The following is a 26,045-nucleotide window of genomic DNA, read 5'->3' as shown; positions in this document are numbered from 1 at the left end:
GTGATCCCTGGCGAATATCTGATCGACGATGGTGAACACGAACTCAACGCGGGCCGCGAGACGGTGTCCGTGACGGTATCGAATACGGGTGACCGGCCCGTGCAGGTCGGCTCGCATTTTCATTTCTTCGAAGTCAACACGGCGCTCACCTTCGATCGCGACAACGCCCGAGGCTTCCGGCTGAACATTGCGTCAGGCACGGCCGTGCGCTTCGAACCCGGCCAGGAACGCACGGTTGAACTCGTGGCGCTTTCAGGCGATCGCAAGGTCTTCGGATTCAACGGCCTCGTGATGGGTCCGCTTTGATTTCACCTTCAGGATTACAAAAATGACGCTACGCATCGGACGCCGCGCTTACGCGGAGATGTTCGGCCCGACCACCGGCGACCGCGTGCGTCTCGCCGATACCGACCTGCTGATCGAAGTCGAACGCGACTTCACGACCTACGGCGAGGAGGTCAAGTTCGGCGGCGGCAAGGTGATCCGCGACGGCATGGGCCAGTCGCAACGCGTGCACGCCGACGTGGTGGATACGGTCGTGACGAACGCGCTGATCCTCGATCACTGGGGCATCGTGAAGGCGGACATCGGCATCAAGAACGGGCGCGTGTTTGCGATCGGCAAGGCGGGCAATCCGGATATCCAGCCGGGGGTGACCATAGCAATTGGCGCGGCGACCGAGGTGATTGCCGGTGAAGGCATGATCGTGACGGCGGGGGGTATCGACTCGCATATTCACTTCATCAGCCCGCAGCAAATTGATGAAGCATTGGCCTCCGGCATCACGACAATGCTCGGCGGCGGCACCGGTCCGGCAACGGGCACGAACGCCACGACCTGCACGCCGGGACCGTGGCATCTTGAACGCATGCTTCAAGCCGCCGATGGCTGGCCAGTGAACCTCGGCTTTCTCGGCAAGGGCAATGTGAGCCTGCCTGCCCCCGCGATCGAACAGATCAAGGCCGGCGCGATCGGGCTCAAGCTGCATGAAGACTGGGGCACGACGCCGGCTGCTATCGACAACTGTTTATCCGTTGCCGACGATACCGACACGCAAGTCGCCATTCACACGGACACGCTGAACGAAGCGGGTTTTGTTGAAACGACCGTGGCCGCGTTCAAGGGCCGCACGATCCACACGTATCACACCGAAGGCGCGGGCGGCGGCCATGCGCCGGACATCATCAAGGTCTGCGGCGAGTCGAACGTGCTGCCTTCTTCGACGAATCCTACGCGGCCGTACACCATCAACACGCTCGATGAACACCTCGACATGCTGATGGTCTGCCATCACCTGGATCCATCGATTGCTGAAGATATCGCGTTCGCCGAATCGCGGATTCGACGCGAAACCATTGCCGCCGAAGACATTCTTCATGACCTGGGCGCGTTGTCCATGTTGTCATCGGATTCGCAGGCGATGGGGCGTGTTGGCGAAGTCGTCATGCGCACGTGGCAGACCGCGCACAAGATGAAAACGCAGCGCGGCGCGTTGCCCGAAGACTCATCGCGCAACGATAATTTCCGCGCGAAACGCTACGTCGCCAAGTACACGATCAACCCGGCCATCACGCATGGCATCGCGCATGAAGTGGGTTCTATCGAACCGGGCAAATGGGCGGATCTCGTGTTCTGGGAACCCGCGTTCTTTGGCGTGAAACCCGCCATGATCCTGAAGGGCGGCATGATCGCGGTCGCGCAGATGGGCGATCCGAACGCATCGATTCCCACGCCGCAGCCGGTGCATTATCGCGAGATGTTCGCGACACGCGGCGGTGCGTTGGGCAAGACCTCGCTGACGTTTGTATCGCAGATGGCGCTGGATGACGGCATCGGCGAACGATATGGATTGAAGAAGCAAGTGGTCGCGGTGAAGAACTGCCGGAATATCTCGAAGGCCGACATGGTTCACAATGCGTACAGGCCGTTCATTACCGTCGATCCGGAAACGTATCAGGTGGTAGCCGACGGCCAGTTGCTCACCTGCGAGCCGGCAACCGTCTTGCCCATGGCGCAGCGCTACTTCCTTTTCTGATTGCCGAGACTCTATGCGCACGATCGATAAACGTATCGAAGCGAAACTTGCCGCACCGCTGATCAAACGCGCGCCGACCTTGACCCTTGCCTTCGATGAGCGCTGCAAGAGCCGGTTGGCCGCGACACTGGATAACGGTGAGGAAGTGGCCTTGGTGCTGCCGCGCGGAACGGTGCTGCGCGATGGCGACATGCTGGTCGCCGACGATGGCGGCCTGGTGCGCGTGATTGCCGCGCCGCAAGATGTGATGGTTGTACACGCTCACGATCCCATTACGCTGACGCGTGCCGCCTATCACTTGGGCAATCGCCACACGCCGGTTGAAGTGACCGCGGGACAGTTGAAACTGGAAGCTGATCCGGTGCTCGAAGACATGCTCAAGCGCCTGGGCGCGCACGTGGATCACGCGACAGCGCCGTTCCAACCGGAGACGGGCGCGTATGGCGGCGGTCACAAACACGGGCATGACGAGACGTTTGTAGAAGACTACGCGCTCGCGCAAAAAGTCTTCGATGAACATCATGGACACGATCACGGTCATGCACATGGCGCAGGCCACGATCATGGCGACCATTCGCAGTGCTCGCATGGGCATGCGGACCATGGCGCTCATGATCAAGCACACGACCACGCCACCCACGCTCACGGCGCAGGCCACGACCACGGCGATCACTCGCAGTGCAGCCACGAAGGCCACGATCACAACCATAACCACGACCACGGTCATGCGCATCGCTGAGCTTACTGCGCTGCTGCATCTGGCGTCGCCGGCACTGCCTATTGGCGCGTTCAGTTATTCGCAGGGTCTTGAGTCGGCGATAGAACACGGCTTGATCCACGATGGCGACAGCGCTCGCGAATGGATCGCAAGCGGGCTGACCAACGTCCTCGCCCGCGGCGAGCTGCCCTTTCTCGCGCACCAGATGACCCGCTGGCGCGATCACGATGCAGCAGGCCTCGCCGGTGCCGATGAAGAATTCCTCGCCAGCCGCGAGTCGGCAGAACTACGTCGCGAGACGCAGCAAATGGGCTGGTCGCTTGCCCAGTTGTGCACGCAACTCGAATGGGGCGATGCCGCGCGTTTAGCCACGTTAAACGCCATCAAGCCAGTCTCGCAGCCCACCGCATTTGCCTTCGCCGCTTACGCTCACGATGCCGCCACTGACGCCGCCCTCGCCGCCTACGCATTCTCCTGGGTCGAAAACCAGGCCGCCGCCGCGCTAAAAGCGGTGCCGCTGGGCCAGATCGCGGGGCAGCGGATCATCGTTGCGTTGCGCGTTGCCATCGATACCGCTGTGGAAAAAGCGCTCGATACGTCGCCGGATGAAATCAACACCTTCGCGCCGCAACTCGGCATTCTGTCGGCGCGCCACGAATCACAATATTCACGCTTGTTCCGCTCTTAAAACCATGAACGCACCTGTCTATTCCGCCGCTGCCCGCCGCTCCAAGAAACTGCCGCCCTTGCGCGTGGGCGTGGGAGGTCCGGTCGGTTCAGGCAAGACCACCTTGCTCGAAATGCTCTGCAAGGCGATGCGCGACAAATACGACCTCGTCGCGATCACCAACGACATCTACACTAAAGAAGATCAACGCCTGCTCACGGTCGCGGGCGCGTTGCCGGCCGAACGCATCATGGGCGTGGAAACGGGCGGCTGCCCGCACACGGCGATCCGCGAAGACGCATCCATCAACCTGGAAGCCGTCGACCAGATGATCGAGCGTTTCCCGGACGCGGATATCGTGTTCATCGAATCGGGTGGGGATAATCTGGCAGCCACTTTCAGCCCGGAATTATCGGATCTGACTATTTATGTGATCGATGTCGCAGGCGGCGAAAAAATCCCGCGCAAGGGCGGTCCGGGCATCACGAAGTCCGACCTGCTGGTGATCAACAAGATCGATCTTGCACCGTATGTAGGGGCAAATCTCGACATCATGGCCTCCGATGCCCGGAAGATGCGCGGAGAACGGCCATTTGTCATGTGTAACCTGAAGGCGCTGGAAGGGCTCGACGTGGTGGTTCGTTTTATCGAAAAGAAAGGGCTGCTGGCGGTCTGAGGGCAGGTTTCGGCGTGGGGGAGAAACTGTTCCCGGCCGATCGAGTGCGTTAGCATGTCGCCTTGCCCTTTTTTACGGCCATAGGCCCGCTTTTCGGAGACCTCTGATCGACAGCCCCAACACGCTCCTCATTCGCGACACCGCCGTGCGGCTCAACCCGTCGCCCGCAGCGTCCTCGACACCCATGGCGCAACCCTCCAAGCGCGTTGCCGTGCTGTTTCACATCGCGGATTTCAACGACGGCGGCATCGAATCGTCGTTGATCCAGTGGCTGCAGATCTATGACCGCGCGCGCTTCACGGTGACGCTGTCCGTGATGTTTTCGTCCCCCGCGTTCGAACAGCGCTTTCGCGCGCTGGTTCCCGCGGATGTCAGCGTCGAGATTCTCACCGATAAACCCTGGCTCAACCTGTTCCAGGCGCGTCGCTACGAGCATCGGCTGAGCAAGCTCGGCCGCGTCGGGCGCGATGTGTTCAACACGCTCGCCGTGCGCCCCTACGTGAAAGCGCGTGTGGCTGCGCTGGCGTTGCGTCACGACATTATCATCGACTTCGACATGTCGCTGCGTCGTCTGGCCGGCCGCTTCGGCGTGGCGTGGCTCGGCGTGAACCATTTCAGCTTCGATGCACGTTTGGGCGGCCGGCGCCGGAAAATGAAACGCCTGCTTGCGCAATACGGCCGATATGACGGCATTGCCGCGCTGAACCACCAAATGGCCGATGAAGCGCGCGAGTTGTTCGACGGCCATCTGCGCAATGTGTTTGTGCTGCCGAATGCGATCGATATCGACCGGATTCGCGAGAACGGCGCGTATGTGGAACCGCCGCCGTGTCCGGGGCCGTACATCGTTTCGGTGGCGCGGCTCGACGAGATCCAGAAGGATCACAGGACCTTGCTGCACGCTTACGCAAAGCTTCTCAGGACGCAGGGCGGCGGTGAGTTGCCGGAAGATCTGGTGATTGTCGGCGACGGTGGATTTCGCGCCGAGCTGGAAGCGCTGGCCGTGGAACTGGGCGTGGGCAAGCGCGTGCATTTCACGGGGTATCGGAACAATCCGCATGCGGTGGTCGCGCACGCAAGCGCGCTGGTACTGAGCTCGCGCTACGAAGGCATGCCGATGGTGCTGCTCGAGGCGCTGGCGCTTGGCAAGCCCGTGATTTCAACCGATTGCCCGACGGGGCCGCGTGAAATTCTGGACGACGGCCGGTTCGGACTGCTGGTTCCTATCGGCGATGTAGACGCCATGGCCGGGGCGCTGTCGCGGTTATTGTCGGACCATGCCCTGCGCGATGGTTTTACGCGTGAAGCGCTGGAACGGGCGCGGGCGTATGGCGTGGAGGCGAGCAATGAACGGTTTGTGGCGTGCGTGACGCGAATTCTAAAAGAGCGCGGGTAGGCGCCCTTACTGCCTGGATCACTGCTCCTCGGCCTGCGTTCGCAACAAAGCCCCCAGCACCGCCACCGTCCTCTGCGTCGCCCCGCGATGCTTCGCCGCGAATGCCGACGCCGCTGCGCTCATGGCGAGCCGGCGGGGTTTATCGGAGAGAAGTTCTTGCAGGCCGCGCGCCAATGCCGCCGGATCGCTCACGCGCAATGCCGCGCCTTCGGTGATTGCATCGTTGGTCGCTTGCGTGAAGTTGAAGGTGTGCGGACCAATCAGCACCGGAACGCCCGCCGCACACGCCTCGATCAGATTCTGCCCGCCCAGCGGCAACAAACTCCCCCCGATAAACGCCAGGTCCGATGTGGCGTAATACGCGCTCAGCTCGCCCATCGAATCGCCGAGCAGCACGTTGACGTTCGCAGGCAAGACGGGCGCTGCATCGATTCCCGATCCCGCTGCCGCCGCCTTTCCCGCCCACGCGGTACGCCGGACGTAGGACTGCGCGGCGGCATCGATCAACACGGCCACTTCATCGAATCGCTGCGGATGGCGTGGCACCAGGATCAGCAACGCATCGGGCACGCGGGTCCGCAACGTGGTGAACGCCTGCAACACCAGCGCTTCCTCGCCCTCGCGCGTGCTCGCCGCGACCCAAACCGGGCGATCCCCGATCGCCGCGCGCCATGCGTGGCCGCGCGCGTAGAGTTCGGGCGGCGCGGCCATATCGAACTTCAGGTTGCCGAGCACCGCGACATTGCGTGCGCCCAGCGCGCTCAGGCGATCCGCATCGGACTGCGTTTGCGCCAGTACGCGCGTAAAACCGCCGAACACTTCGCGCGTTGCATTGCCGAACTTCGCCGCGCGCTTGAACGAGCGCGCCGACATCCGCGCGTTGGTCAGCACCAGCGGGATATCGGCGCGTTTGCATTCATCGATGAGCGTTGGCCACACTTCCGTTTCCATCACGATGCCGAGCGACGGCCGCCATGCACGCAGGAACCGCCGCACGAGCGACGGTGAATCGTAGGGAAGATAGCTGCGCGAAATACGATCGCCGTATAGCTCCACGCCGGTCGCGCGGCCGCTTGGCGTCATGTGCGTCAGCAGGATGCGGGCATCAGGGTGGGCTTGCTGCAGCGCTTCGATCAGCGGCTGAGCCGCCCGCGTCTCGCCAACGGACACCGCATGCACCCAGATCAACGGTGCGAGGTCATCGGCGCGGCGAGCAGGACCAAATCCAAACCGCTCGCCAATATGTTCGCGATACCCCCGCTCCCGCCGCGAGCGGATCAAGAGGCGCAGCACGGCGAGCGGCGCGACGAGCCACCATAACGCGCGATACACGAGTCTCAGCATTGGCCGCCCTCGCGGCAAGCCGGCGACGATTGCTCATCGTGCACATGCACGTGCAACCGTGAGCCTGGCGCCTTCTTCCAACCGCCCGCGGCGCTCAAACCAGCGCCCTGCCTTTCAGGCGTTGCAGGATGCCGAGCGGCGCGCAGTCGGGCTGGGCCATGGCGCTGACGGGGAGGAAGAAGGTTTGCTCGAGCATGTACTGGCCGGACATGACCGCGTGTGAGGTCTGATCGGAGAAACACACCCACACGCAACCGGGCGGAAACGGCATCTCCTGCTGCGGCGATTTCGCTTGATAGTCGAGATCGGCCTTCATTGCATCGTGCAAATTGAGCATCAGGTGGTCGTATTCGCTGCGCGGCGTCTTGGTGATATGCAGGAGATTCATGAGCCACGCCGCGCCGGGAACCGGGGCCTTGATAGCGGGCAGGAAGCGTTTTGCCATGTCCTCGAACGGCTCGCCGACGCGCCACACGCGCGGCGCGCCATCCGGGTTGACGTTGGTGAACACGCGCAGGATGCGCTCGCCATAATTCGGCCGCGACGGGAAGGCATCGACGTGAAGGCGGCTGTCGTCCTTGCGCCACGACGTCTCGCGCGTTTCCACGCGATGCAGCCGCAGGCTGGTCGGCGCGACCCTCAACTTGCCGCGATATTCGGGAAAGAGGCCGTCGACCAGCGAGCGTGCGTTCGCCTGATATCGCGCGATCAACGCCCGGACGGCGGATTGCGTGACGGCGTCGCCGAGTACGCCCACGAGCGGGCCGCCGTTGGGCGCAAGGCTGATGTTCTTGCGCTCTGGGTCAGCCACTTTCGGGTCCAGCAGCGCCCGCTCGCCACCTTCGATGGCAAATGCCAGATGCGGGAAATACAGGACCTTGCCGCGCTCGACGCCAGCCAGCAACGCCTCGCGCGGCACGGAAAGCTGTTGGCCCTGCCAGTCAGCGGAGGCAACTTCAATAATTTGAGATTCAGTCATGTGCCTTCGATTTGTTTGGATGAGCGAGTGAGCGGGCTCGATTTATCGTCGATCGGCTGCATTTTTCGGCTGCAATCAACCTCGATTGGCTTCGATTGGCGTATCGAGGAAACGTCGCGCCCGGCGAGCGCGTTGATTTTCGCTCAACCGCCTGAAAAACACGCCGCGTGAAAGGATGGCCGTTGATGAATCTCAAACTGGACCTCAACCGCGGGTTTCGGCTTGCACTTCGTCGAACACGCCGGCGATTGAAGCCCATCCTTCGCACGGAAGCCGCTTCCTCACTCTATCCACTACCGCTGCCGATACCGCTACTGCGTCCACGCATCAAAGCAGGCCGAAGCTTGCGAGGACCGCTTTGACTTGCTGCAACGTCGGGTGCTGGTTTGCGCTACCCAGATTCACCACGCGCGGCGACCAGTAACCGCCGGTGCGCCAGGCGGTCGAGAAATTGTACAACTCGATGGTCGGTCGCTTCAGCGCCGCCGCGATGTGCACGAGCCCCGTGTCCACGCCGACCGTTGCCGCCGCGCCGTCGATCAGGCCGACCACTGCCGGCAGCGAGAGTTTCGGCGGCACGACTGCGGCGGCTCCAAATTCTTTCGCCAGTTTGTCGCTCGTTTCGCGTTCGGTCTCGCTGCCCCATGGAAGCACGATCGATACCCCGCGCCGGATCAGCGACTGGCCGAGTTCGGTCCATGCGGTGTCGGGCCATTGTTTATCGGCGCGGGACGTGGCGTGGACGAAAACCACGTACGGCACGGGCAGGTTCAGCCCTGCCTCAGATAACGCCAGCGCGGCGCGGCGGGTATCGATGCCAAATTCGATCGCATCGGACGGTTGCGGGCGCGGATCGCCCAGCGCGGCGGCGACCAGTTGCCGGGTGCGCTCGACCACATGCGTACGGGGCTCGATAGGGACGCGTTTGTCGTAAAAGAAGCGGACGGGCCGTTCGTAGCCGGCGCCGTCGGTGCGGTTGCCGAGCCCGACCAGCTTGCCGCGGGCCCAGCTTGCGACCCATGCGGTTTTGATGAGCCCTTGGCAGTCGATGACGAGGTCGTATTTTTCAGCGGCCAAGGCGCGGCGAAAGCGTTGGATTTCGCGCCAGTTATCAAGTGAAAAGATGCGTTTGCGCCAGCGCCGCAGGGAGAACGGGATGGCGCGACGGACGCCGTCGACAAGTTCGACGAGATCCGCGAAGCTCTCTTCGACTAGCCAGTCGATCTGGGCATCGGGGTGCAGGCGACGGATATCGGCGATAGCCGGCATGTTATGGACGACGTCGCCTAGGGACGACACCCGGACAATCAAGATCTTTTGCACGCTGGACACGGTGGGCGCCGTCGGATTGGACAGCGCGTGGACATTTTGAGATGGGGCGGAGTTTACCGCTGGCGCTTGGGAATGGGGTGGTTTTTACGCTGGCGCTCAGTGTGAGGCTGCGCGGGTTGCCGGGCCAATAGTGCTTGCCCGAGAGCGTACGGCGCGAAGCATGGTCGTGTCAGTATTCCCGAGAGGAGGGGTTCACACATCCGTGGCTCTGGCGAGCACCGTGCTTTTGGGGCATCTATGAATGAAAACTGCACTCCGTGGGCACTTAGGGTAGAGCGGCGAAAGCGTTTTCTTTGCTTCGTTTCTTTGTCGCTTTAGATAAGGAAACGACGTGTCCGCCACGCACTGTGGCTAACAATGATAAAGAAATTAGCCAATTCGTCGCCAACTCGTAGGCAACTTAGCAGAGCGCTAAGTCCGAGAGCAGCAACCGGTAATAAACCCGACCGCTAATTCCAGAACCTAGCAACCCGGCATCAACCCCACCACCACCTACGGAACCCTATCACCCCGGCCCACCCCAAGTCAGGACACCCTCAGAATGGCAGATTGGCGTCAGCCTTCTCCGCCAAAATCACCCGGCGAAAATCTTCCTGAATCCGCTTGAGCGCATCCTCGCTATCGGCTTCAAACCGCATCACCACCACCGGCGTGGTATTCGAAGACCGCGCGAGCCCGAAACCATCCGGATACTCTACCCGCAACCCATCGATAGTCAGCACATCGTCCGCACCCGTGAACTTCGCATTCTTCTGCATCTTCGCGATCAGTTCAAAATTCTCACCCTCATTCAGCTTCAGCTGCAACTCCGGCGTCGACAACGAATTCGGCAAATCATTGAGCAACTTGCTCGGATCAGCCACCCGCGACAGGATTTCAAGCAACCGCGCCCCGGTATACAGGCCGTCATCAAAGCCATACCAGCGATCCTTGAAAAACACGTGACCGCTCATCTCACCCGCCAACGGCGCACCCGTTTCCCGCAGCTTCGCCTTGACCAACGAATGCCCCGTCTTCCACATCACCGGCTCGCCGCCCTGGTCACGAACCCACTTAGCCAGATTCCGCGTGCACTTGACGTCATAAATGATCTGCCCACCCTTGTTGCGCGACAACACTTCCTGCGCAAACAACATCAACTGGCGATCCGGATAAATAATCTGCCCATCCTTCGTCACCACACCCAGACGGTCACCGTCGCCATCGAAGGCAAAACCAATCTCCGCATCCGTTTCCTTCAACGCCTTGATCACATCCTGCAGATTCTCCGCATGCGCCGGATCCGGATGGTGATTCGGGAACGTCCCATCGATGTCCGTGAACAACTCGACAATCTCGCATCCCAACGCCTTGAACAAACGCGGCGCCAGTTCGCCGGCAACACCGTTACCGGCATCGAGCACGATCTTCATCGGACGCACAGGCTTGATGTCGCTGACGATCCGGTCAAGGTAGACCTGCTGGATATCGTATTCGGTGTATGTGCCCTCGCCGCTCGTGAAGTCGTCATTCACAATGCGCTGATACAACGCCTGGATCTGGTCGCCATAGATCGCGGCGCCGCGCAGGACCATCTTGAAACCGTTGTAGTCGGGCGGATTGTGACTTCCCGTCACCACGATGCACGAATCGACGCTGCGCTCGCCTGAAGGCAACGCGAGCGGCACGCTGGCGCCGAAATAACCCACGGGCGTAGGCACCATGCCCAAGTCGACTACGTCCACGCCGGCTTCACGCAGCCCGTCTGCAAGCGCGCCAACCAACTCCGGACCTGACAGACGGCCATCACGGGCCACGACGACCGAGTCGCCGCCTTGCTTCCTGATCTCGCTGCCAAATGCGCGGCCGATCTTGCGCGCGACGCCGGCATCGACGGTTTTGCCCACGATCCCGCGAATGTCGTAAGCCTTGAAAATGGACTGGGTAACGGGTACTTGCGGTGACTGGCTCATGGAATGGCTACCTGACTAATAATTTAAATGGTTCCGGGGCATCCCGAAGCGTCCCGGGTCACGGAGACCCCTTGATACAGACCTGCGCCCAACAATAAAACCTGATTCGACTCTCCCGGCCTCGGTGCGGAAATAATTCGCGAATTGACTGACCCCACAACTCGGTGAGCTCGCCGCCTAACTCGCCCGACCACCTCGCCCGACCACCTCGCCCAACGAACTCGCCTAACGCACGAGCGGCCAGAAACGATACCGGACCAACACGCGAAAAATAACGAAAGAAATTCGTCGCGCACGGTCCCAATACTCGTCACGCCCGCTTCGAAGACTCCTTGGCGCCCCCTCGGCAAGCTTCGTCCACGCGTAGATCAAGCATCAACCACGCAGTTGCGCGCACTGTTCGCACCTATAATCGCAGTCTTTCCGCGCGGACCTGCGCAAATATTCTAATCCAATGGCCGGACGCTTTTTCACCACAGAGTACAAACGTCGCACCAAATGGCGGAAAACCGCGCGTGGGTTGACGGGTCTAGACAGGCTCCCCCGCCGCTCGAAGGTAAGGATTGCCGCCAGCCCGGGCGCCTGTTTTACCGCAAGCGCCATGCCTATGGCTATTAACACGTCAGGCGCCGTCCGCGGATGCTGAGCCGGATCAAGAACCCCGACGTCGCCAAGGCGCTGGCGAATATCGTCTGGCTGGGTCTCGAACGGCTGACGCAAATCGCGGTCGCCGTCGCCATCAGCGGATTGCTCGCCCGCTACTTCGGTCCCGATGTCTTCGGCAAATGGCAATACGCGAACACGTTGCTGCTCGTCCTCTCGCCCATCACCTGGGTCTGCGGCGCGGAAATCCTCGTGCCGACCATCGTGAATCGCCCGCCAGGCCAGCTCGGCACAGTGCTCGGCAGCGCATTCGTCTTGCGCATGGGGGTATCCGCGGCGGCGCTCATCCTGACGTGGATCGGCATTGCGGCGGGCTTCACGGATCCCCTCGTCGGCGCGATGCTCGCCGGTCTCGCCGTGACCATGCTGTTTCGTGAACCGTTCGTCGGGGTGATCAACGCGTGGCTGCAAAGCATGACGTTCAGCAAACCGCAATTGCTGACCAGCATGCTTACGGCGCTCGCCAAAGCCGCGCTGGTCTACGTGCTCGTGCGCGCAGCGGCAAGCCCGGCGAGCTTTGGCTGGTTGTGGGCGCTGGAAGCGGCGGTCATCGGCGGAGTGTTGATGCTGTATTACATGCATCGACACGGCGGCAAGCTCGGCTGGCACATCGACCGCTCGCTGTTCCGCCATTTCGCGAGCGCCGGCACGGTGTTCTGGCTCGGCCTCATTTGTATGTATCTGTTCCTGAAGCTCGACCGGCTCATGCTCGAACGCCATATTTCGTTCGCCGATCTCGGCCGGTATTCCGCCGCGCAGCAACTCAACGAAAACTGGATCACGCTCGCGCTGATGCTCGCGCAGACGATTGCGCCGGCGTTCGTGTATCGCGTGCACGATGCGGCGAAACTGAAACGCAACGTCGGCCGCCTGATCGCGATGACGGCGGCGCTCATGATCGGCGGCGCAATCGTGCTCGACCTGCTCGCGGGTTTCATCATCTCGCGCGTGTTCGGGCCGGCTTACACCGAATCGATCAGCATTTTCCGCTGGGCGGTGTGGCTCTCGGTGCCGGCCGGTATTGAAGCGATCGGGAACCTCGTCGTGCTTAAATACCAGGCGAAATTCGTGTTGCTTGCGAAGTGGCTGCTGGCGCTGACGGTGGCTTTTGCCGTGAACCTGATCGCGATACCGCGCATGGGCAGCTACGGCGCGCTGATCGGGCTGGCAGCGGGATATCTCGCGGCGGCGTCGGTCAATTTCTATTACATCCGCTTCAGGCTGCGGGTATGAGCACCTACTCACCTTCTCCGACGCTCGACGACGTCACCGTGCTGATCCCGGTGTTCAACGCGCAGCACGACCTGGTGCGCACGCTGGCGTCGCTCCGGGAGCGGGCGCCGGTGCGCGTGCTGATCGTCGATGACGGCAGCCTGCCGCCCATCGTCGCGCCGCCGGTGGCGAACCTCGTAATCGATGTGCTGCGCATGCCGCGCAACGGCGGTATCGAGCTGGCGCTGCAGACGGGCGTCGCCGCGCTGGCGGAACGCGGCGTCAAGTACGCGGCGCGCATTGATGCCGGCGATCTGGCAACGCCGTATCGGCTCGAAAAGCAGCGCGCTTATATGGAAGCGCATCCAGACACGGCGGCGCTCGGCATGTGGACGCACGTGGTGAACACGGAGGGCGCGCCGCTGTTCGACCTTCGTCCGCCTGCCGAACCGGCCGCAATTCGCCGCGTCGTACTGCTGCGATCCTGCTTCTCCCATCCCACGATAATGCTGCGCGTCACCGACGTGATGAACGCCGGCAACTATCGCGCGGCGTATCGCGCGGCCGAGGATCTCGACCTGCTCCTGCGCCTGATGCAAGACCACGATTGCGCGAATCTGCCCGAGTTTGGCGTGTATTACGAACTGAACGAGCAAGGCATCAGCGCGACGAAACGGCGTATCCAAACGCTGTCCACGCTGCGGCTGCAACTGAAATACATGCGTTTGACGAACCTGCCGGACTGGCTCGGCGTGGCGAAGAATCTTGCGCATTTGATGCTGCCTTACGGCGCGTTGCGCGCTTTGAAAACACGCTTGTTTAACGCGTAACGCCGTACTTTTGCCTTCGATCTTTCATCCAGCGCCTGACATACCGTATCTGAAACTTATCGAATGAACGCTGAGAAATCCCGCCTTCGCATTGCCCTCGTCTGCAACACCGCGTGGGCGATCTACACCTACCGGCGCGGCTTGCTGCGGATGCTGATCGAACGCGGCGCGGAGGTCTCGGTGATCGCGCCGCGCGACCGGACCTTCGCGCCGCTCGAAGAAATGGGCTGCCGATGCGTGGAGCTGCCGGTATCGTCGAAAAGCACCAATCCCCGCGATGACCTGAAGACGCTCGCCGCGCTGTATCGGGAGTACCGGGCAACCCGGCCGCACATGGTGTTTCACTACACGATCAAACCGAACATCTACGGTTCGATCGCCGCAAAACTCGCGGGCGTTCCGTCCATTGCCGTCACCACGGGCCTCGGCTACGTATTCATCCAGAAGAGCCGGACGGCGAGTGTGGCGAAGCGGCTTTACCGGTTCGCGTTCCGGTTTCCGCGCGAAGTGTGGTTCCTGAACCAGGACGACCGGCAGGCGTTCATCGACCAGGACCTGCTGGTGCATCCGGAACGCGCGCGCCTGCTGCACGGGGAAGGCGTCGATCTCGGCGACTACGCTTTTCAGCCGCTACCGCGCTCCAACCCGCAGACGGAAGGCTTTTTTTTCGTTTTAATTGGCCGTCTGCTGTGGGATAAAGGCGTCGCGGAATACGTCGATGCAGCCCGCCGGCTGCGCGAAAAATATCCGTACGCGCGGTTCCAGTTGCTCGGGCCCGTGGGCGTCGACAACCCCAGCGCCATCACGCTCGACAAAGTGCAGGCCTGGCAGCGCGAAGGGGTCATCGATTATCTCGGCGAGGCGGAGGACGTCCGTGCGTTTATTTGCAATGCGGATTGCGTGGTGCTGCCGTCGTATCGCGAAGGCATCCCGCGGACCTTGATGGAGGCGTCGGCAATGGGCCGCCCGATTGTCGCCACCGATGTCCCCGGCTGCCGCGAAGTCGTCGAAAACGGCGTGACGGGCCTGCTCTGCGATGTAAAAAGCGCCGACAGCCTCGCGCAGCAACTCGAACGCCTGCTGCTGTCGAGCTACGCGGCGCGCGCTGAAATGGGCGCGGCGGGCCGTGCCAAGGTGGCGCGCGAATTCGACGAAAACGCGGTCATCGAGCGTTATAAAGGCACAATACGCGCGATTACCGGCGTTTCACTCTAAATCATCCTCCGGGAGCGTTATTCATGACTGGTCACACAAGCGCGAAGGGCACGATCCTCGTGACGGGCGGCGCCGGGTTTATCGGCTCGCATACTTGCGTCGAATTGCTCAATGCGGGTTACGGCGTTGTCGTGATCGACAACCTCGTGAACAGCAACGCTGAATCGCTGAAACGCGTGGAGCAGATTACCGGCAAGACGTTGGCATTCTACGAAGCCGATGTCCGCGATGAAACCACCCTCGCCCGCATTTTCGATGAACACGCGATCACCGGCGCGATCCATTTCGCCGCGTTGAAATCGGTGGGCGAATCGGTGGCGAAACCGATCGAGTATTACCGCAACAACATGGATAGCCTGCTCGTGCTGCTCGACACCATGCGCGCGCGTGGCGTGAAGAAGATCGTCTTCAGCTCGTCGGCGACGGTGTATGGCGTGCCGAAGAGCGTGCCTATCGATGAAAACTTCCCGCTGTCGGCAACGAACCCCTACGGGCAATCGAAGTTGATCGCCGAGCAGGTCTTGCGCGACCTGGAAATCTCCGATGCAGCGTGGCGCATTGCTACGTTGCGTTACTTCAATCCGGTCGGCGCGCATGAAAGCGGCTTGATCGGTGAAGATCCAGCGGGCGTACCAAACAACCTGATGCCGTATGTCGCGCAAGTGGCCGTGGGCAAGCTGGAGCGCCTGCGAATTTTCGGCAGTGATTACGCGACTCACGACGGTACCGGCGTGCGCGACTACATTCACGTGGTCGATCTGGCGCGTGGCCACATCAAGGCGCTCGACGCGCTGGAGTCGCTCGACAGCAGCTTTGTCGTGAACCTGGGCACCGGTCAGGGTTATAGCGTGCTGGACGTGGTGAAGGCGTTCGAAGCGGCGTCGGGCAAGCCCGTGCCGTATGAACTCGTCGCGCGGCGTCCGGGTGACATCGCCGAATGTTTCGCCGATCCGGCTGCTGCCGCGAAGCTGCTTGGCTGGCAAGCGGAACACGGCATCGAGCGGATGTGCGTCGATCATTGGCGCTGGCAGTCGCAGAACCCGCGGGGTTTTGCCTGACGTTCTGGTTCAGGCGCGGCCTGGTTTAACTTCAGTCCGCGCCTACGCGGCCCGGCCTGAAGCGTTCTTTTAGTGGCTCATTTTTCATGCTCAGTTTTGCGCTCGGTTTTCTCGTTTCGCTATTCATCACGCTGTTGATCGTGCGGTTTGCCCATTTGCACGAGGGGCTTTCCGGCGATAGCGATTTCGCCGGCGTGCAGAAGTTTCACGCGCGGTCCGTGCCTCGTGTCGGCGGGGTCGGAATCCTCGTCGGGCTCGCCGTCTCTGCAGTGCAGCTTCGATGGACTTATCCCGTTGTATCGAGTGGAATTCTCGCCGTTGTTGCGTGCGGGATGCCGGCTTTCTTCTCCGGCCTCGTCGAGGACCTGACCAAGCGCGTCACGCCGGTCGTGCGCCTCGTTTGCACGATGGCCGCGGCTGCGCTTGCGTACTTTCTACTGGGAATTGCGGTCACGCGTATCAGCGTTCCGCCGCTCGACTTCCTGCTGACCTACGGCGTGATCTCGTGTCTCGTGACCGTGGTGGCGGTGGCGGCTTTGGCGAATGCGATCAATATCATCGATGGCTTCAACGGACTCGCGTCCATGGTCGCGTTCATGATGTTCGCGTCGCTGGCGTACGTGGCGTTCCAGGTTCACGACGCGGTGGTCTTGTCCGCCTCGCTGATCATGATGGGCGCGGTGATGGGCTTCTTCATCTGGAACTTCCCCGCCGGCCTGATTTTTCTCGGCGATGGCGGCGCGTATTTCATCGGCTTCATGCTCGCCGAATTGTCCATCATGCTCGTGATGCGCAATCGCGATGTCTCAGCGTGGTTCCCGGTGCTGCTGTTCATGTACCCGATCTTCGAGACATGTTTCTCGATCTATCGGAAGAAGTTTATTCGCGGGATCTCACCCGGGATTCCCGATGGCGTGCATCTGCATATGCTGGTTTACAAGCGCTTGATGCGCTGGGCCGTCGGTGCGCAGAACGCGCGCGAAATCACGCGGCGCAACTCGCTGACGTCGCCGTATTTGTGGTTGCTGTGTCTGGTTGCCGTCATTCCCGCCACACTGTTCTGGCGGCATACGTTGCATCTATTCTGCTTTGTCGTGGTGTTTGCGTTCACCTACGTGTGGCTGTACGTCAGCATCGTCCGCTTCAAATCACCACGATGGATGGTGTTCCGGCGCGCTCATCCGGTGAAGAAATAACGGTTCCCGCGCCGGCCAGATGTTCTTGACCGGCGCGACTCTTTTTTAGCTCGATGCGAACGCGAGCAAGTCCGCGTTCACCTTGTCAGCCTCGACCACGCACATGCCGTGCGCACCGCCCGGATACACCTTGAGCGTCGCATTCTTGACGATCTTTGCCGATAGTTTTCCGGCGGCATCTATCGGCACGATCTGGTCGTCGTCGCCGTGCAGGATCAGGGTCGGGACATCGAATTTCTTCAGGTCTTCCGTGTAGTCGACTTCCGAGAATTCCTTGATGCACAGGTAGTGCCCGAGGATCCCGCCCAACATTCCCTGCGCCCAGAAGTTGTCGATCACGCCTTGCGATTTCTTGGCGTTATCGCGGTTGTAGCCGAAGAACGGCAGCGCCAGATCCTTGTAGAACTGCGACCGGTCGGCGGCCACGCCTGCGCGGATTCCATCGAATACGTCTCTCGGCAAGCCGCCCGGGTTGGCTTCCGTCTTCAGCATGATCGGCGGCACGGCCCCGATCAATACAGCCTTCGATACCCGCCCGGTCCCATGCCGCCCGATATAACGCGCGACCTCGCCACCGCCCGTAGAATGGCCCACCAGCATGGCGTCCTTCACGTCGAGCGCGTCGAGCACCGCGGCCAGGTCGTCGGCGTAGGTGTCCATGTCGTTGCCCTGGCCCGGCTGGCCTGAACGCCCATGTCCCCGACGATCATGCGCGATGACCCGATAACCCTTCTGGACCATGAACAACATTTGAGCGTCCCACGCGTCGGCATCGAGCGGCCATCCGTGCGAGAACACCACTGTCTTGCCGGTACCCCAATCCTTGTAGAAAATTTCCGTGCCGTCCTTCGTCTTGATCGTGCTCATCGAACGTGCTCCTTAAGGTGAGATAACGCGCTACGCCCGCTGACCAGCACCTTCAGCGTGGGCGCAACGCGTGGGGTATGGCGGAGGTTCCTGCGCCTCCGCCGTGTAATCCTGCGCGCTTCATGCTGTTGCTCCAAGCTTCGATTGATAGTATGAAACGGCAAGAAAATGGATGTGAGGCCGGTTCAGAACACGGCTGTTCTACAGGGTAGCCGACGAAAATGGCATCGCAAAGACTTGGCTGGAATCGTCTGATAGACGACGCGCGTGACCGCATCCGCGCGCCTCGGTTTTCGCCGCTTTTACCGCACTTCTCCAATGCTCCGAGCCTGCTTTCTGCGTCTAGCAGTAAGTGAAATCCGTAGAAACACGCAAATTATCTAATTGCATCGATCGATCTGGTTTATCGCGCCGGAAAACTAATGCTATAGCCGTTATTACCTGTCTTTACCTGAAGAGTATTGAAAACTCCTGTTTTTACTCATTCGGAATGGCCAAAACGCTGGAAGCATGGAATGCCCTATAGGTATAATTGCTTATGTCTGAAGATATCCTATTGCATCTGTACGGTGCCTTAATTATGGTGGGAGGGGAGTATCGGTAAGTTCAGTTTATGAAATGACACGTCATATATTCACCTCCGTTTTTCGTCCGTCCTTCGTACAAATCATGCTACGACGATTGAGCAACTTCTCGGCAGCGCTGCCAAGAGGTTATTGAAGTTCGTCTATAAAAAAGCAAACGATAAACAGCGCAAATAAACCAGCTTGGAGACCCACAATGAGCTCTCACACCGGCAGTTCAATTTCAGATTCACCCGGTTTTTTTTCTAAAGAAGCAACCGTCGCAAAACCTGGATTTTCGCGCTGGATGGTCCCGCCCGCCGCGTTAGCGGTGCATCTTTGTATTGGTCAGGCTTACGCGTTTTCTGTTTTCAACGCGCCGCTCACACGGGTGATCGGCATCACGCAATCATCCCCGGACGACTGGTCGCTGACCACGCTCGGCTGGATCTTCTCGCTGGCCATCGTGTTTCTCGGGTTGTCGGCGGCATTTGCCGGCAAATGGCTGGAGAAGGTCGGGCCGCGGCGCACCATGTTTACCGCGGCCTGCTGCTTCGGCGGCGGTTTCCTGGTGGCGGCGCTCGGTATCCATTTGCATCAGATCGTGCTGGTCTACCTCGGCTACGGCGTGATCGGCGGGATCGGGCTGGGGCTCGGTTACGTGTCTCCGGTTTCTACCCTGATCCGCTGGTTTCCTGACCGGCGCGGCATGGCGACTGGCATGGCGATCATGGGCTTCGGCGGCGGTGCAATGATCGCGGCGCCCGCCTCGGTCGCGTTGATGAACCACTTCAAAAGCGCAACCAGCAACGGCGTGACCGAGACCTTCGTGGTTTTGGGCATTGTCTATTTCATCTCGATGTCGATCGGCGCACTCGCCATCCGCGTCCCGCGTGCGAACTGGACGCCGGCAGGCTGGACGCCGCCGGTGACCAACGGCAACAAGATGATCACGCGCAACCACGTGCATATCGACCAGGCGTTGAAGACGCCGCAGTTCTACCTGATCTGGCTGGTGCTGTTCCTCAACGTGACGGCCGGCATTGGCGTGTTGGGCCAAGCGTCGGTGATGATCCAGGAGAGCTTCAAGACATCGATCACGGCAGCTGCGGCAGCCGGTTTCGTCGGCCTGCTCTCGCTCTTCAACATGGGTGGTCGTTTCGTGTGGGCATCGGCATCGGACTGGATCGGGCGCAAGAACACCTACTTCGTTTTCTTCGTGCTCGGTGCTGTGCTGTATCTGCTGGTGCCGCAATTTGCGCAGAGCGGTAACGTTGCGCTCTTCGTGCTGTCGTATTGCGTGATTCTCTCCATGTACGGTGGAGGTTTCGCGACCGTCCCGGCCTATCTCGCTGATATGTTCGGCACGAAATTCGTGGGCGGCATTCACGGACGCCTGCTGACCGCGTGGGCTGCGGCCGGTATCGCGGGTCCCGTGCTGGTGAACTACATTCGCGCGTATGAAGTGGCGCATGGCGTGGTGAAAGCGGAGGCCTACACCACGACGCTGCACATCATGGCGGGTCTGTTGGTGATCGGCTTTGTCTGCAACTTGCTGGTGAAGCGCGTGCATGAGAAACATCACATGAGCGCGACCGCACTCGCGGCGGATTGAGTCCACTGAATAAATCCACTGAACCTATTCAAAGTGCGGAGAATGCGATGAACACCAACACCAACCTGAACCGCGAGCTGGACGCGCATCCGACCAACAAGCTGCTGCTCGGCGTGTTCTGGATCTACGCAATCGTGCCGCTTGCATGGGGCGTGATCAACACCCTCGTCCAGGCGACCAAGCTGTTTCAATGAAGCTGAAGGCATCGGCGCGATTGCATTGCGTCGATCAAACGAAAACGCCGGCTCTTGCAAAGCCGGCGTTTTTTATTTCGGTTCTATTCTTTGACGGCTCGCACACCCTCTTGCGAGTGCCGGCGTTATCCCGGAATGCTTTCGTAGTTGTAGTAGCTGGTATAAGCGCTGCCCGACATCAGTTTCGATTGCGGTACATCGGTCAGCAAGATGCCTTTCATGCTCACGCCACCGAGATTCAAGCGCTTCACGGTTTCGTTTATCTCCTCCACCTGGTTGAATCCGTGCCGCACCACGAGCAAGCTCGTGCCGGCGTGCCGGCCGATCAGCGTGGAATCCGTGACAGCGAGGACTGGCGGGGTATCGATGATGACGAGGTCGTAGCGCAGCTTGAGATAATCCAGCACTTCCTGCATCCGGTCGCTCATCAGCAGCTCCGACGGATGTACCGGCAACGAGCCTTTCGTCAGCAAGTCCACGCCGGGCGACACGTCGTGCAACAGCGCCGCTTCAATATCCGAGCCCATCAAGACGTCCGATAAACCCGGCGCGTGACGCACGCCGAAATGCGAGTGCACATCGCCGCGGCGCATATCGCCGTCGATCAGCAGGACACGTTTTCTCGTCGATGCAACGAGTGTCGCCAGATTCACCGAGACGAACGACTTGCCGGCATTCGGACGCGAGCCCGTCAGCATCAGCACGTTGTTGCGGGAATCGGCCATCTGCAATTGCAGCGAGGTGCGCAAGCCGCGCATCCCTTCGACCGCAGCGTCTTCGGGCGACGTCGAGGCGAGCACGTGAAGCCCCTGAGTGCGCGTACTGACCTTTTGTTGCAGGCGAAGCTGCTGAGTGCTGCGCGGCACGATGGCGAACACCCGCACACCCACTGCGTCCTCGATTTCTTCCGGACGTTCGACACCGCCATATACCGACTTGCGGGCGAAGGCCAGGAGGATGCCAAGCATCAGTCCGCCAGCGGTACTGAACAGTATTGCAGTCAGGCGCTTGGGACGGACCGGGCTGTCAGGCGCTTCGGCAAAATCGACAACGCGTACGTTGCCCACCTGTCCGGCCTTCGCCATGCGGAGGTCCTGGATCTTGTTCTGCAGATTGGCGTAGAGCTCGGTGTTGGCTCGGACATCACGCGACAGACGCGCCGCGTCTTGCTCCGTATCCGGCAATACCGAAAAACTTTTTGTCACTGCTTCTTGCGCTTTCGTCACTGCGGCGATCTGCGCGTCCAGCGCAGCCACCGCCGGATAGCTCGACGTGAAGCGCTGCGAGAGTTCCGCGCGTTGCTGCTGGAGCCCAAGCAGTTTCGTCTTGTTGTCGACCGCCTGCTGCAGCAAGAGCCGGTTTCCTTCGTTCACGTCGACAACGCCTGAGGTGCTGCGAAACGTCTTGTAGCTTGCCTCAGCCGCATGCAGTTGTGCGCGCACCTGCGGCAGTTGCTGCTCCAGGAACGCAAGCGTCTTGCCGACTTCCGTGGACCGCGTATCGAGATCCTGCTGCACGAAACGGCTGACGATATCGTTTACCGTCTTCGCAATCAGTTCGCTATCCTGACCTTCCAGGCTCATCTGGACAACGCCGGAATGCAACGCGGTTTCAACAACAGACAAGCGGCGTTGCAGTGCGGCCACCGTATCCAGCGTGGACGCCCGCGATAGCTCGAACGTCGAACCGGGTTTGCCCGTCATCCTGTCGACCAGCAGCGTCACGTCACCGAACGCGCCCGCCCCTTTTGCTTCATGGCCTACCGTGCCGCGCAGGATCTCGACGCCGTCCGGGTCAGACAGCAGATACTCGCCAGCGCCGGTGGCGGTCAGCGTCAAATTCTTGTTATAGAGATTTTTTGGCGTGTCGAATTTCGACACAGAGATGTCTTCGGCACCCGAGGCAAAGCTCGAGGTAAAGCTCGATAACCATGGAGCCAGCGGCTGGCCATCGCGTGTATGGAGCGAGTGGATGAAGCCGCCGATTGCGGCGCCAATGACCGGGAAGTAATGCGGGCGCGCCGAGATATCAAGATGCAGCTTCTTCACCGTGTCCTCAATGCTGGCCCGGGAGCGCAGCAACTCGATCTCGGCCGCCGTCGTCGAGCGCGAATTGGACATCTGCGAGACTGCTGGCATTGCATTAGCATTGCCACCGCCATTGTCTTGCTGATTCGATTCGGTAACCTGAATAATTGCGTCTGCCCTGTAGACGGGCGACGCGAAAAACGCATATATAGCGCCGGCCAACCCGCCAATGAGCGCGGCCATGACAATGATCCGCCAGCTTCTCACGATGGCCGCGAGATAGCCGGATAACCGGAATTTCCTACCCCTCGGCACTACGTCCGTATAGCGGCTTTCAAAGTTCATGGCCATTTTTTTATCGCTCACTCAAACGAACAATCGCCAACAATCGCGTCCGGCGCAGGTTGCGCGCCGGACCTGACTAACAGGTTTACTTGGTGAGAACTGCCGTGGTCAAGCCAGCGTTGATGGCCGGCAACAACAAGTCAAGCACGCGGCTAGCCCGCACAAGTCCGCTGTTGTCCACATAAACAACGTCCTTCGGCTCAAGCGGAAACTGGTTCGCAAGGATCATCGACACAGGTGACTTTACGTCGAGGTGGTAGACCACCGGTTCGTCGCCGGGAATCTGGCGGATCACGAAGAGCTGCCTGGCGTCCGATGTGGTCTGACTCAGGCTGCCCGCTTGCGAGATCGCTTCGGCGAGCGAGAGCGTGCCATCCTTCTGCGGCGACACGGCCGTGGGCTTGACCACTTCGCCCATCACGTAAACCGTGTTTTCGTCGCGTGCGTTCACGTGCAGCATGTCGCCCGGCTGCAGGATGATCTCAGAAGGATTCTTGCCGGTCTTCAGCATCTGCGCAATATTCACCGGGTAGCTCGTGCCGTTGCGGGTGATCGTAACGCGGCCCTGGTCGGCTGTCGGCATGAAGCCGCCAGCCCGGCCGACGGCCTCGGTGAGCGTCATCGGAATGTCATTGATCGCCTGCGCTCCCGGGGTGCGCACATCGCCGTCGATATACACTTGCGACGCACGATACGACTCCACGCGAACAGTCACCTGCGGCTTCACGAATACCTTGCTCAGCTCCGTGTAGATCTCGCGCTGGATCTGTTCAGGCGTCTTGCCGGACGCGTGGATCGGCCTGTTGACATAGGGAAACTGAATGTCGCCCTCGCCGCCAACGACAAAACCCGGCGCCGCATCGGCGGGCCGCGTGTTCTGAACACCCGTCTGGCCCAGTGCTGCGGCAAGTTCAGGGTGATCCCAGACTGTGATTTGCAGGACGTCGCCCGGTCCGACCTTGTAGCCGGTCGGCTTGGCGAACAGGTTGAGATTGGTCGTCGCCTGCGCGCTGCCCGTCTGAGCGGTACGGATCTGACGGATCAGCGTCAGGTCAATCTGCTTGACCGTCACCGGCACGTCGCTGGTCACGTCGCCGTTATCCGCGGTGGTGACCGGCAGCGTAGGCGGCATCGCCATATGCTGGCCAGGTGCCCAGGCACATGCGGAAAGCATGGCGGCGAGCAAAAGGGATAGGGCCACCCGCGTTGCCGGTACGCCATGGCTGTTCTTGTTCGGCGTGAAAACGCCGGATTGTTTTTCGCTGTTCATGATGGTCGTCCTCTTACTTTCGGTAAGCATTAATGTGGCGTAAGCCTTTAAGGATCGTTGCGAAGATGATTTTCATATCAAGTCCGAAAGACCAGTTCCTGAGTACTACAGATCGTGCGCAACGCGTCCCCTCCATTTTTGATCGGATCAGTCTTGCCCCAAGAGCCGTTGGCCGGGGCCTAGCCGTCATGCCTGTTTTGATGCGACAGCGGTGGATGTAACCTGCCAGGACCTTCCGGCAGTGCTCAACCGCAGCGGCCGTACTTGTCGTCGAAACGAACGATGTCGTCCTCGCCAAGGTAACTGCCGGACTGCACTTCAATGATCTCGAGCGGTACGCAGCCCGGATTTTCCAATCGATGCAGCATGCCGAGCGGGATATAAGTCGATTCGTTTTCGCTCAGCAGAAACTCTTCTTCACCGCGCGTGACTCGCGCCGTACCGGACACGACAATCCAGTGCTCAGCCCGGTGGTGATGCATTTGCAGCGAGAGCCGGCCGCCCGGATTCACCACGATACGCTTCACCTGGAAACGCTCGCCGTGATCGATCGAGTCGTAAAAACCCCACGGACGCCGAACCTTTCTGTGGCAATCCGCTTCCGGCGCCTTCTCTTGCTTGATGCGCGCAACGAGGCCCTTGATGTCCTGGACCCGCGAGCGGTCGCACACAAGCACGGCGTCGTCGGTCTCCACCACGATCAGGTTCTCCGTGCCAACACAGGCAACCAGCCGTCCACCTTCCGAGCGCGCGTAGGTAGCGGTTGCGCCTTCGAATACAACTCGCCCACTTGCCACGTTGCCTGATTCGTCCTTGTCCTGTGCGTCCCACACCGCGTCCCACGAACCGAGATCCGACCAGCCGGCTTCCAGCGGAACGACGACACCTTTAAAGGGCGAATCGGCAGCCCCGAGATGTTCCATCACAGCGTAGTCGATGGAGTTCGATGGCGACTGGCTGAACTGCACTGCATCTGGGCGCAAGTATCCCCCAGACAAATCACCGTGTTCGTGCGACGCGACACATGCCGCGTACATATTTGGCTGAAGTCGTTCGAGCACGGCAAGCCAGACCGACGCGCGCACGACGAAGATGCCGCTGTTCCACCAGTAGTTACCCGATACGACGTATTGCGCCGCGACCTCGGCGACCGGCTTTTCGACGAACCGGTCGATACCGTGCGCGCCGTCAGCAAGCGGCTCGCCGAGACAGATATAGCCAAAGCCGGTATCGGGACGCGTGGGCGGGATACCGAGCGTGGCGATCTGGCCGCCTTGCGCATGACGCGCTGCGATGACAATTGAATGGTGCAGCGCCGCGAGATCCGCGATGGCATGATCCGCCGGCATGGCGACCAGGATGGCGTCCTGGCCGTCAGCGCATGCGGTCAATGCTGCAAGCGTCAGCGCCGGCGCTGTGTCGCGACGTACCGGTTCGACCACGATACGCGCTGTCACGCCGGTTTCGCGAACTTGCTCGTCCGTTGCAACGCGATGCTCCTCGCCGCATACGATGACCGACTCCGCCACTACGTCCCACCCTTGTGGAAAACCCTTCATGCGCAACACGGTGGATTGCAGCAACGACTGGGGACCCATCACGCCGATGAGCTGCTTCGGGAACTGTTCGCGCGACATGGGCCAGAGCCGCGTGCCCGAACCGCCCGCGAGGATAACCTGGACCAGGCGCCGGCAAGTCGCGGCGATTGCGGAGGGACTCGACACGCCGGTTACGTCGCCTAGGCGTTGCGTTACGTTGGTATCCATCTTAGTTATCCTATGTTCTGGTTGGCCCGGATGCCGGGCGCTGATGTTGGTGTCAATTGTCGAGCGTGGGCTCTTCAATTCGCATGTTCGTTCGCTATACCGTGACTAGGGCGATCACTGAGGCA

The 26,045-nt window shown here is 60.7% G+C and carries 21 protein-coding genes and 1 pseudogene; 13 read left to right on the top strand and 9 right to left on the bottom strand.

Annotation, left to right across the window (positions count from 1 at the left end):
• The 6 genes from ACMX25_RS06630 to ACMX25_RS06605 all read left to right on the top strand — a co-directional run bounded on the left by ACMX25_RS06630 (position 1) and on the right by ACMX25_RS06605 (position 5,492).
• Positions 1 to 306 carry an urease subunit beta gene (locus tag ACMX25_RS06630; protein ID WP_414948757.1) on the top strand — a complete coding sequence of 102 codons (306 nt, stop codon included), beginning with the start codon at positions 1 to 3 and terminating at the stop codon, positions 304 to 306.
• A gap of 22 nt (positions 307 to 328) precedes the next feature.
• Entirely contained in the window at positions 329 to 2,035 is a 1,707-nt protein-coding gene (gene ureC, locus ACMX25_RS06625; protein WP_414948755.1) for an urease subunit alpha, read from the top strand.
• Positions 2,036 to 2,048: 13 nt separating this feature from the next.
• The gene (gene ureE, locus ACMX25_RS06620) at positions 2,049 to 2,774 is read left to right on the top strand and encodes an urease accessory protein UreE (protein ID WP_414948753.1); all 726 of its coding nucleotides are present in this window, start codon (positions 2,049 to 2,051) and stop codon (positions 2,772 to 2,774) included.
• A complete protein-coding gene (locus ACMX25_RS06615; protein ID WP_414948752.1) occupies positions 2,761 to 3,441 on the top strand; it encodes an urease accessory protein UreF in 681 nt (226 codons plus the stop codon). Before ureE ends, ACMX25_RS06615 begins: the two co-directional genes overlap by 14 nt.
• Before the next feature lie 4 nt (positions 3,442 to 3,445).
• On the top strand, positions 3,446 to 4,096 hold the full coding sequence (gene ureG, locus ACMX25_RS06610; protein WP_414948751.1) for an urease accessory protein UreG: 651 nt from the start codon (positions 3,446 to 3,448) through the stop codon (positions 4,094 to 4,096).
• A 184-nt stretch (positions 4,097 to 4,280) separates the two neighbouring features.
• A complete protein-coding gene (locus ACMX25_RS06605; protein WP_414948749.1) occupies positions 4,281 to 5,492 on the top strand; it encodes a glycosyltransferase in 1,212 nt (403 codons plus the stop codon).
• Between the two features lie 18 nt (positions 5,493 to 5,510).
• Here ACMX25_RS06605 and waaA read toward each other — a convergent pair whose 3' ends face one another.
• From waaA to ACMX25_RS06585, 4 genes are all read right to left on the bottom strand, one after another.
• Entirely contained in the window at positions 5,511 to 6,836 is a 1,326-nt protein-coding gene (waaA, locus tag ACMX25_RS06600) for a lipid IV(A) 3-deoxy-D-manno-octulosonic acid transferase (protein ID WP_414948748.1), read from the bottom strand.
• Positions 6,837 to 6,930: 94 nt separating this feature from the next.
• Positions 6,931 to 7,815 (bottom strand): Kdo hydroxylase family protein, encoded by an 885-nt coding sequence (locus tag ACMX25_RS06595; protein WP_414948746.1) that lies wholly within the window; start codon positions 7,813 to 7,815, stop codon positions 6,931 to 6,933.
• Positions 7,816 to 8,142: 327 nt separating this feature from the next.
• Positions 8,143 to 9,147 carry a lipopolysaccharide heptosyltransferase I gene (gene waaC, locus ACMX25_RS06590; RefSeq protein ID WP_414948745.1) on the bottom strand — a complete coding sequence of 335 codons (1,005 nt, stop codon included), beginning with the start codon at positions 9,145 to 9,147 and terminating at the stop codon, positions 8,143 to 8,145.
• Between the two features lie 536 nt (positions 9,148 to 9,683).
• Complete coding sequence (locus tag ACMX25_RS06585) at positions 9,684 to 11,099, bottom strand: phosphomannomutase/phosphoglucomutase (protein WP_414948743.1); 1,416 nt, start codon at positions 11,097 to 11,099, stop codon at positions 9,684 to 9,686.
• A 639-nt stretch (positions 11,100 to 11,738) separates the two neighbouring features.
• On the opposite strand from ACMX25_RS06585, the gene ACMX25_RS06580 reads away from it, so the two are divergent.
• The 5 genes from ACMX25_RS06580 to ACMX25_RS06560 all read left to right on the top strand — a co-directional run bounded on the left by ACMX25_RS06580 (position 11,739) and on the right by ACMX25_RS06560 (position 17,273).
• On the top strand, positions 11,739 to 12,995 hold the full coding sequence (locus tag ACMX25_RS06580; protein WP_414948741.1) for an oligosaccharide flippase family protein: 1,257 nt from the start codon (positions 11,739 to 11,741) through the stop codon (positions 12,993 to 12,995).
• Positions 12,992 to 13,804: a glycosyltransferase gene (locus ACMX25_RS06575; RefSeq protein WP_414948740.1), complete on the top strand. Its 813-nt coding sequence runs from the start codon at positions 12,992 to 12,994 to the stop codon at positions 13,802 to 13,804. Before ACMX25_RS06580 ends, ACMX25_RS06575 begins: the two co-directional genes overlap by 4 nt.
• A gap of 63 nt (positions 13,805 to 13,867) precedes the next feature.
• The gene (locus ACMX25_RS06570; protein WP_414948739.1) at positions 13,868 to 15,019 is read left to right on the top strand and encodes a glycosyltransferase family 4 protein; all 1,152 of its coding nucleotides are present in this window, start codon (positions 13,868 to 13,870) and stop codon (positions 15,017 to 15,019) included.
• Between the two features lie 23 nt (positions 15,020 to 15,042).
• Complete coding sequence (galE, locus tag ACMX25_RS06565; RefSeq protein ID WP_414948737.1) at positions 15,043 to 16,077, top strand: UDP-glucose 4-epimerase GalE; 1,035 nt, start codon at positions 15,043 to 15,045, stop codon at positions 16,075 to 16,077.
• 86 nt (positions 16,078 to 16,163) lie between these two features.
• Entirely contained in the window at positions 16,164 to 17,273 is a 1,110-nt protein-coding gene (locus ACMX25_RS06560) for an MraY family glycosyltransferase (RefSeq protein ID WP_414948736.1), read from the top strand.
• A 45-nt stretch (positions 17,274 to 17,318) separates the two neighbouring features.
• Here the strand turns inward: ACMX25_RS06560 and ACMX25_RS06555 are convergent, their stop codons facing one another.
• Positions 17,319 to 18,140: an alpha/beta fold hydrolase gene (locus tag ACMX25_RS06555; protein ID WP_414948735.1), complete on the bottom strand. Its 822-nt coding sequence runs from the start codon at positions 18,138 to 18,140 to the stop codon at positions 17,319 to 17,321.
• A gap of 780 nt (positions 18,141 to 18,920) precedes the next feature.
• Here ACMX25_RS06555 and ACMX25_RS06550 point away from each other — a divergent pair.
• The gene (locus ACMX25_RS06550) at positions 18,921 to 20,318 is read left to right on the top strand and encodes an L-lactate MFS transporter (RefSeq protein ID WP_414948733.1); all 1,398 of its coding nucleotides are present in this window, start codon (positions 18,921 to 18,923) and stop codon (positions 20,316 to 20,318) included.
• Positions 20,319 to 20,365: 47 nt separating this feature from the next.
• A complete protein-coding gene (locus tag ACMX25_RS06545; RefSeq protein ID WP_299701930.1) occupies positions 20,366 to 20,512 on the top strand; it encodes an MFS transporter small subunit in 147 nt (48 codons plus the stop codon).
• Between the two features lie 125 nt (positions 20,513 to 20,637).
• On the opposite strand, the gene ACMX25_RS06540 is transcribed toward ACMX25_RS06545, so the two are convergent.
• The 4 genes and pseudogenes from ACMX25_RS06540 to ACMX25_RS06525 all read right to left on the bottom strand — a co-directional run bounded on the left by ACMX25_RS06540 (position 20,638) and on the right by ACMX25_RS06525 (position 25,920).
• Positions 20,638 to 22,890 (bottom strand): polysaccharide biosynthesis tyrosine autokinase, encoded by a 2,253-nt coding sequence (locus tag ACMX25_RS06540; RefSeq protein WP_414948731.1) that lies wholly within the window; start codon positions 22,888 to 22,890, stop codon positions 20,638 to 20,640.
• 79 nt (positions 22,891 to 22,969) lie between these two features.
• Positions 22,970 to 24,154: a polysaccharide biosynthesis/export family protein gene (locus ACMX25_RS06535; RefSeq protein ID WP_414948730.1), complete on the bottom strand. Its 1,185-nt coding sequence runs from the start codon at positions 24,152 to 24,154 to the stop codon at positions 22,970 to 22,972.
• A 13-nt stretch (positions 24,155 to 24,167) separates the two neighbouring features.
• Positions 24,168 to 24,407, bottom strand: a pseudogene (locus tag ACMX25_RS06530) (sugar transferase); the annotation flags it as partial.
• Complete coding sequence (locus ACMX25_RS06525; protein ID WP_414948729.1) at positions 24,400 to 25,920, bottom strand: mannose-1-phosphate guanylyltransferase/mannose-6-phosphate isomerase; 1,521 nt, start codon at positions 25,918 to 25,920, stop codon at positions 24,400 to 24,402. The gene ACMX25_RS06525 and the pseudogene ACMX25_RS06530, both read right to left, overlap by 8 nt.
• Between the last annotated feature and the right edge of the window lie 125 nt (positions 25,921 to 26,045).

The organism is Caballeronia eucalypticola, assembly GCF_047608185.1.
Classification (GTDB): Bacteria; Pseudomonadota; Gammaproteobacteria; order Burkholderiales; family Burkholderiaceae; genus Caballeronia.
Note: the sequence above shows the minus strand (reverse complement) of the source record. Positions and strands in the feature narration are given on the sequence as shown.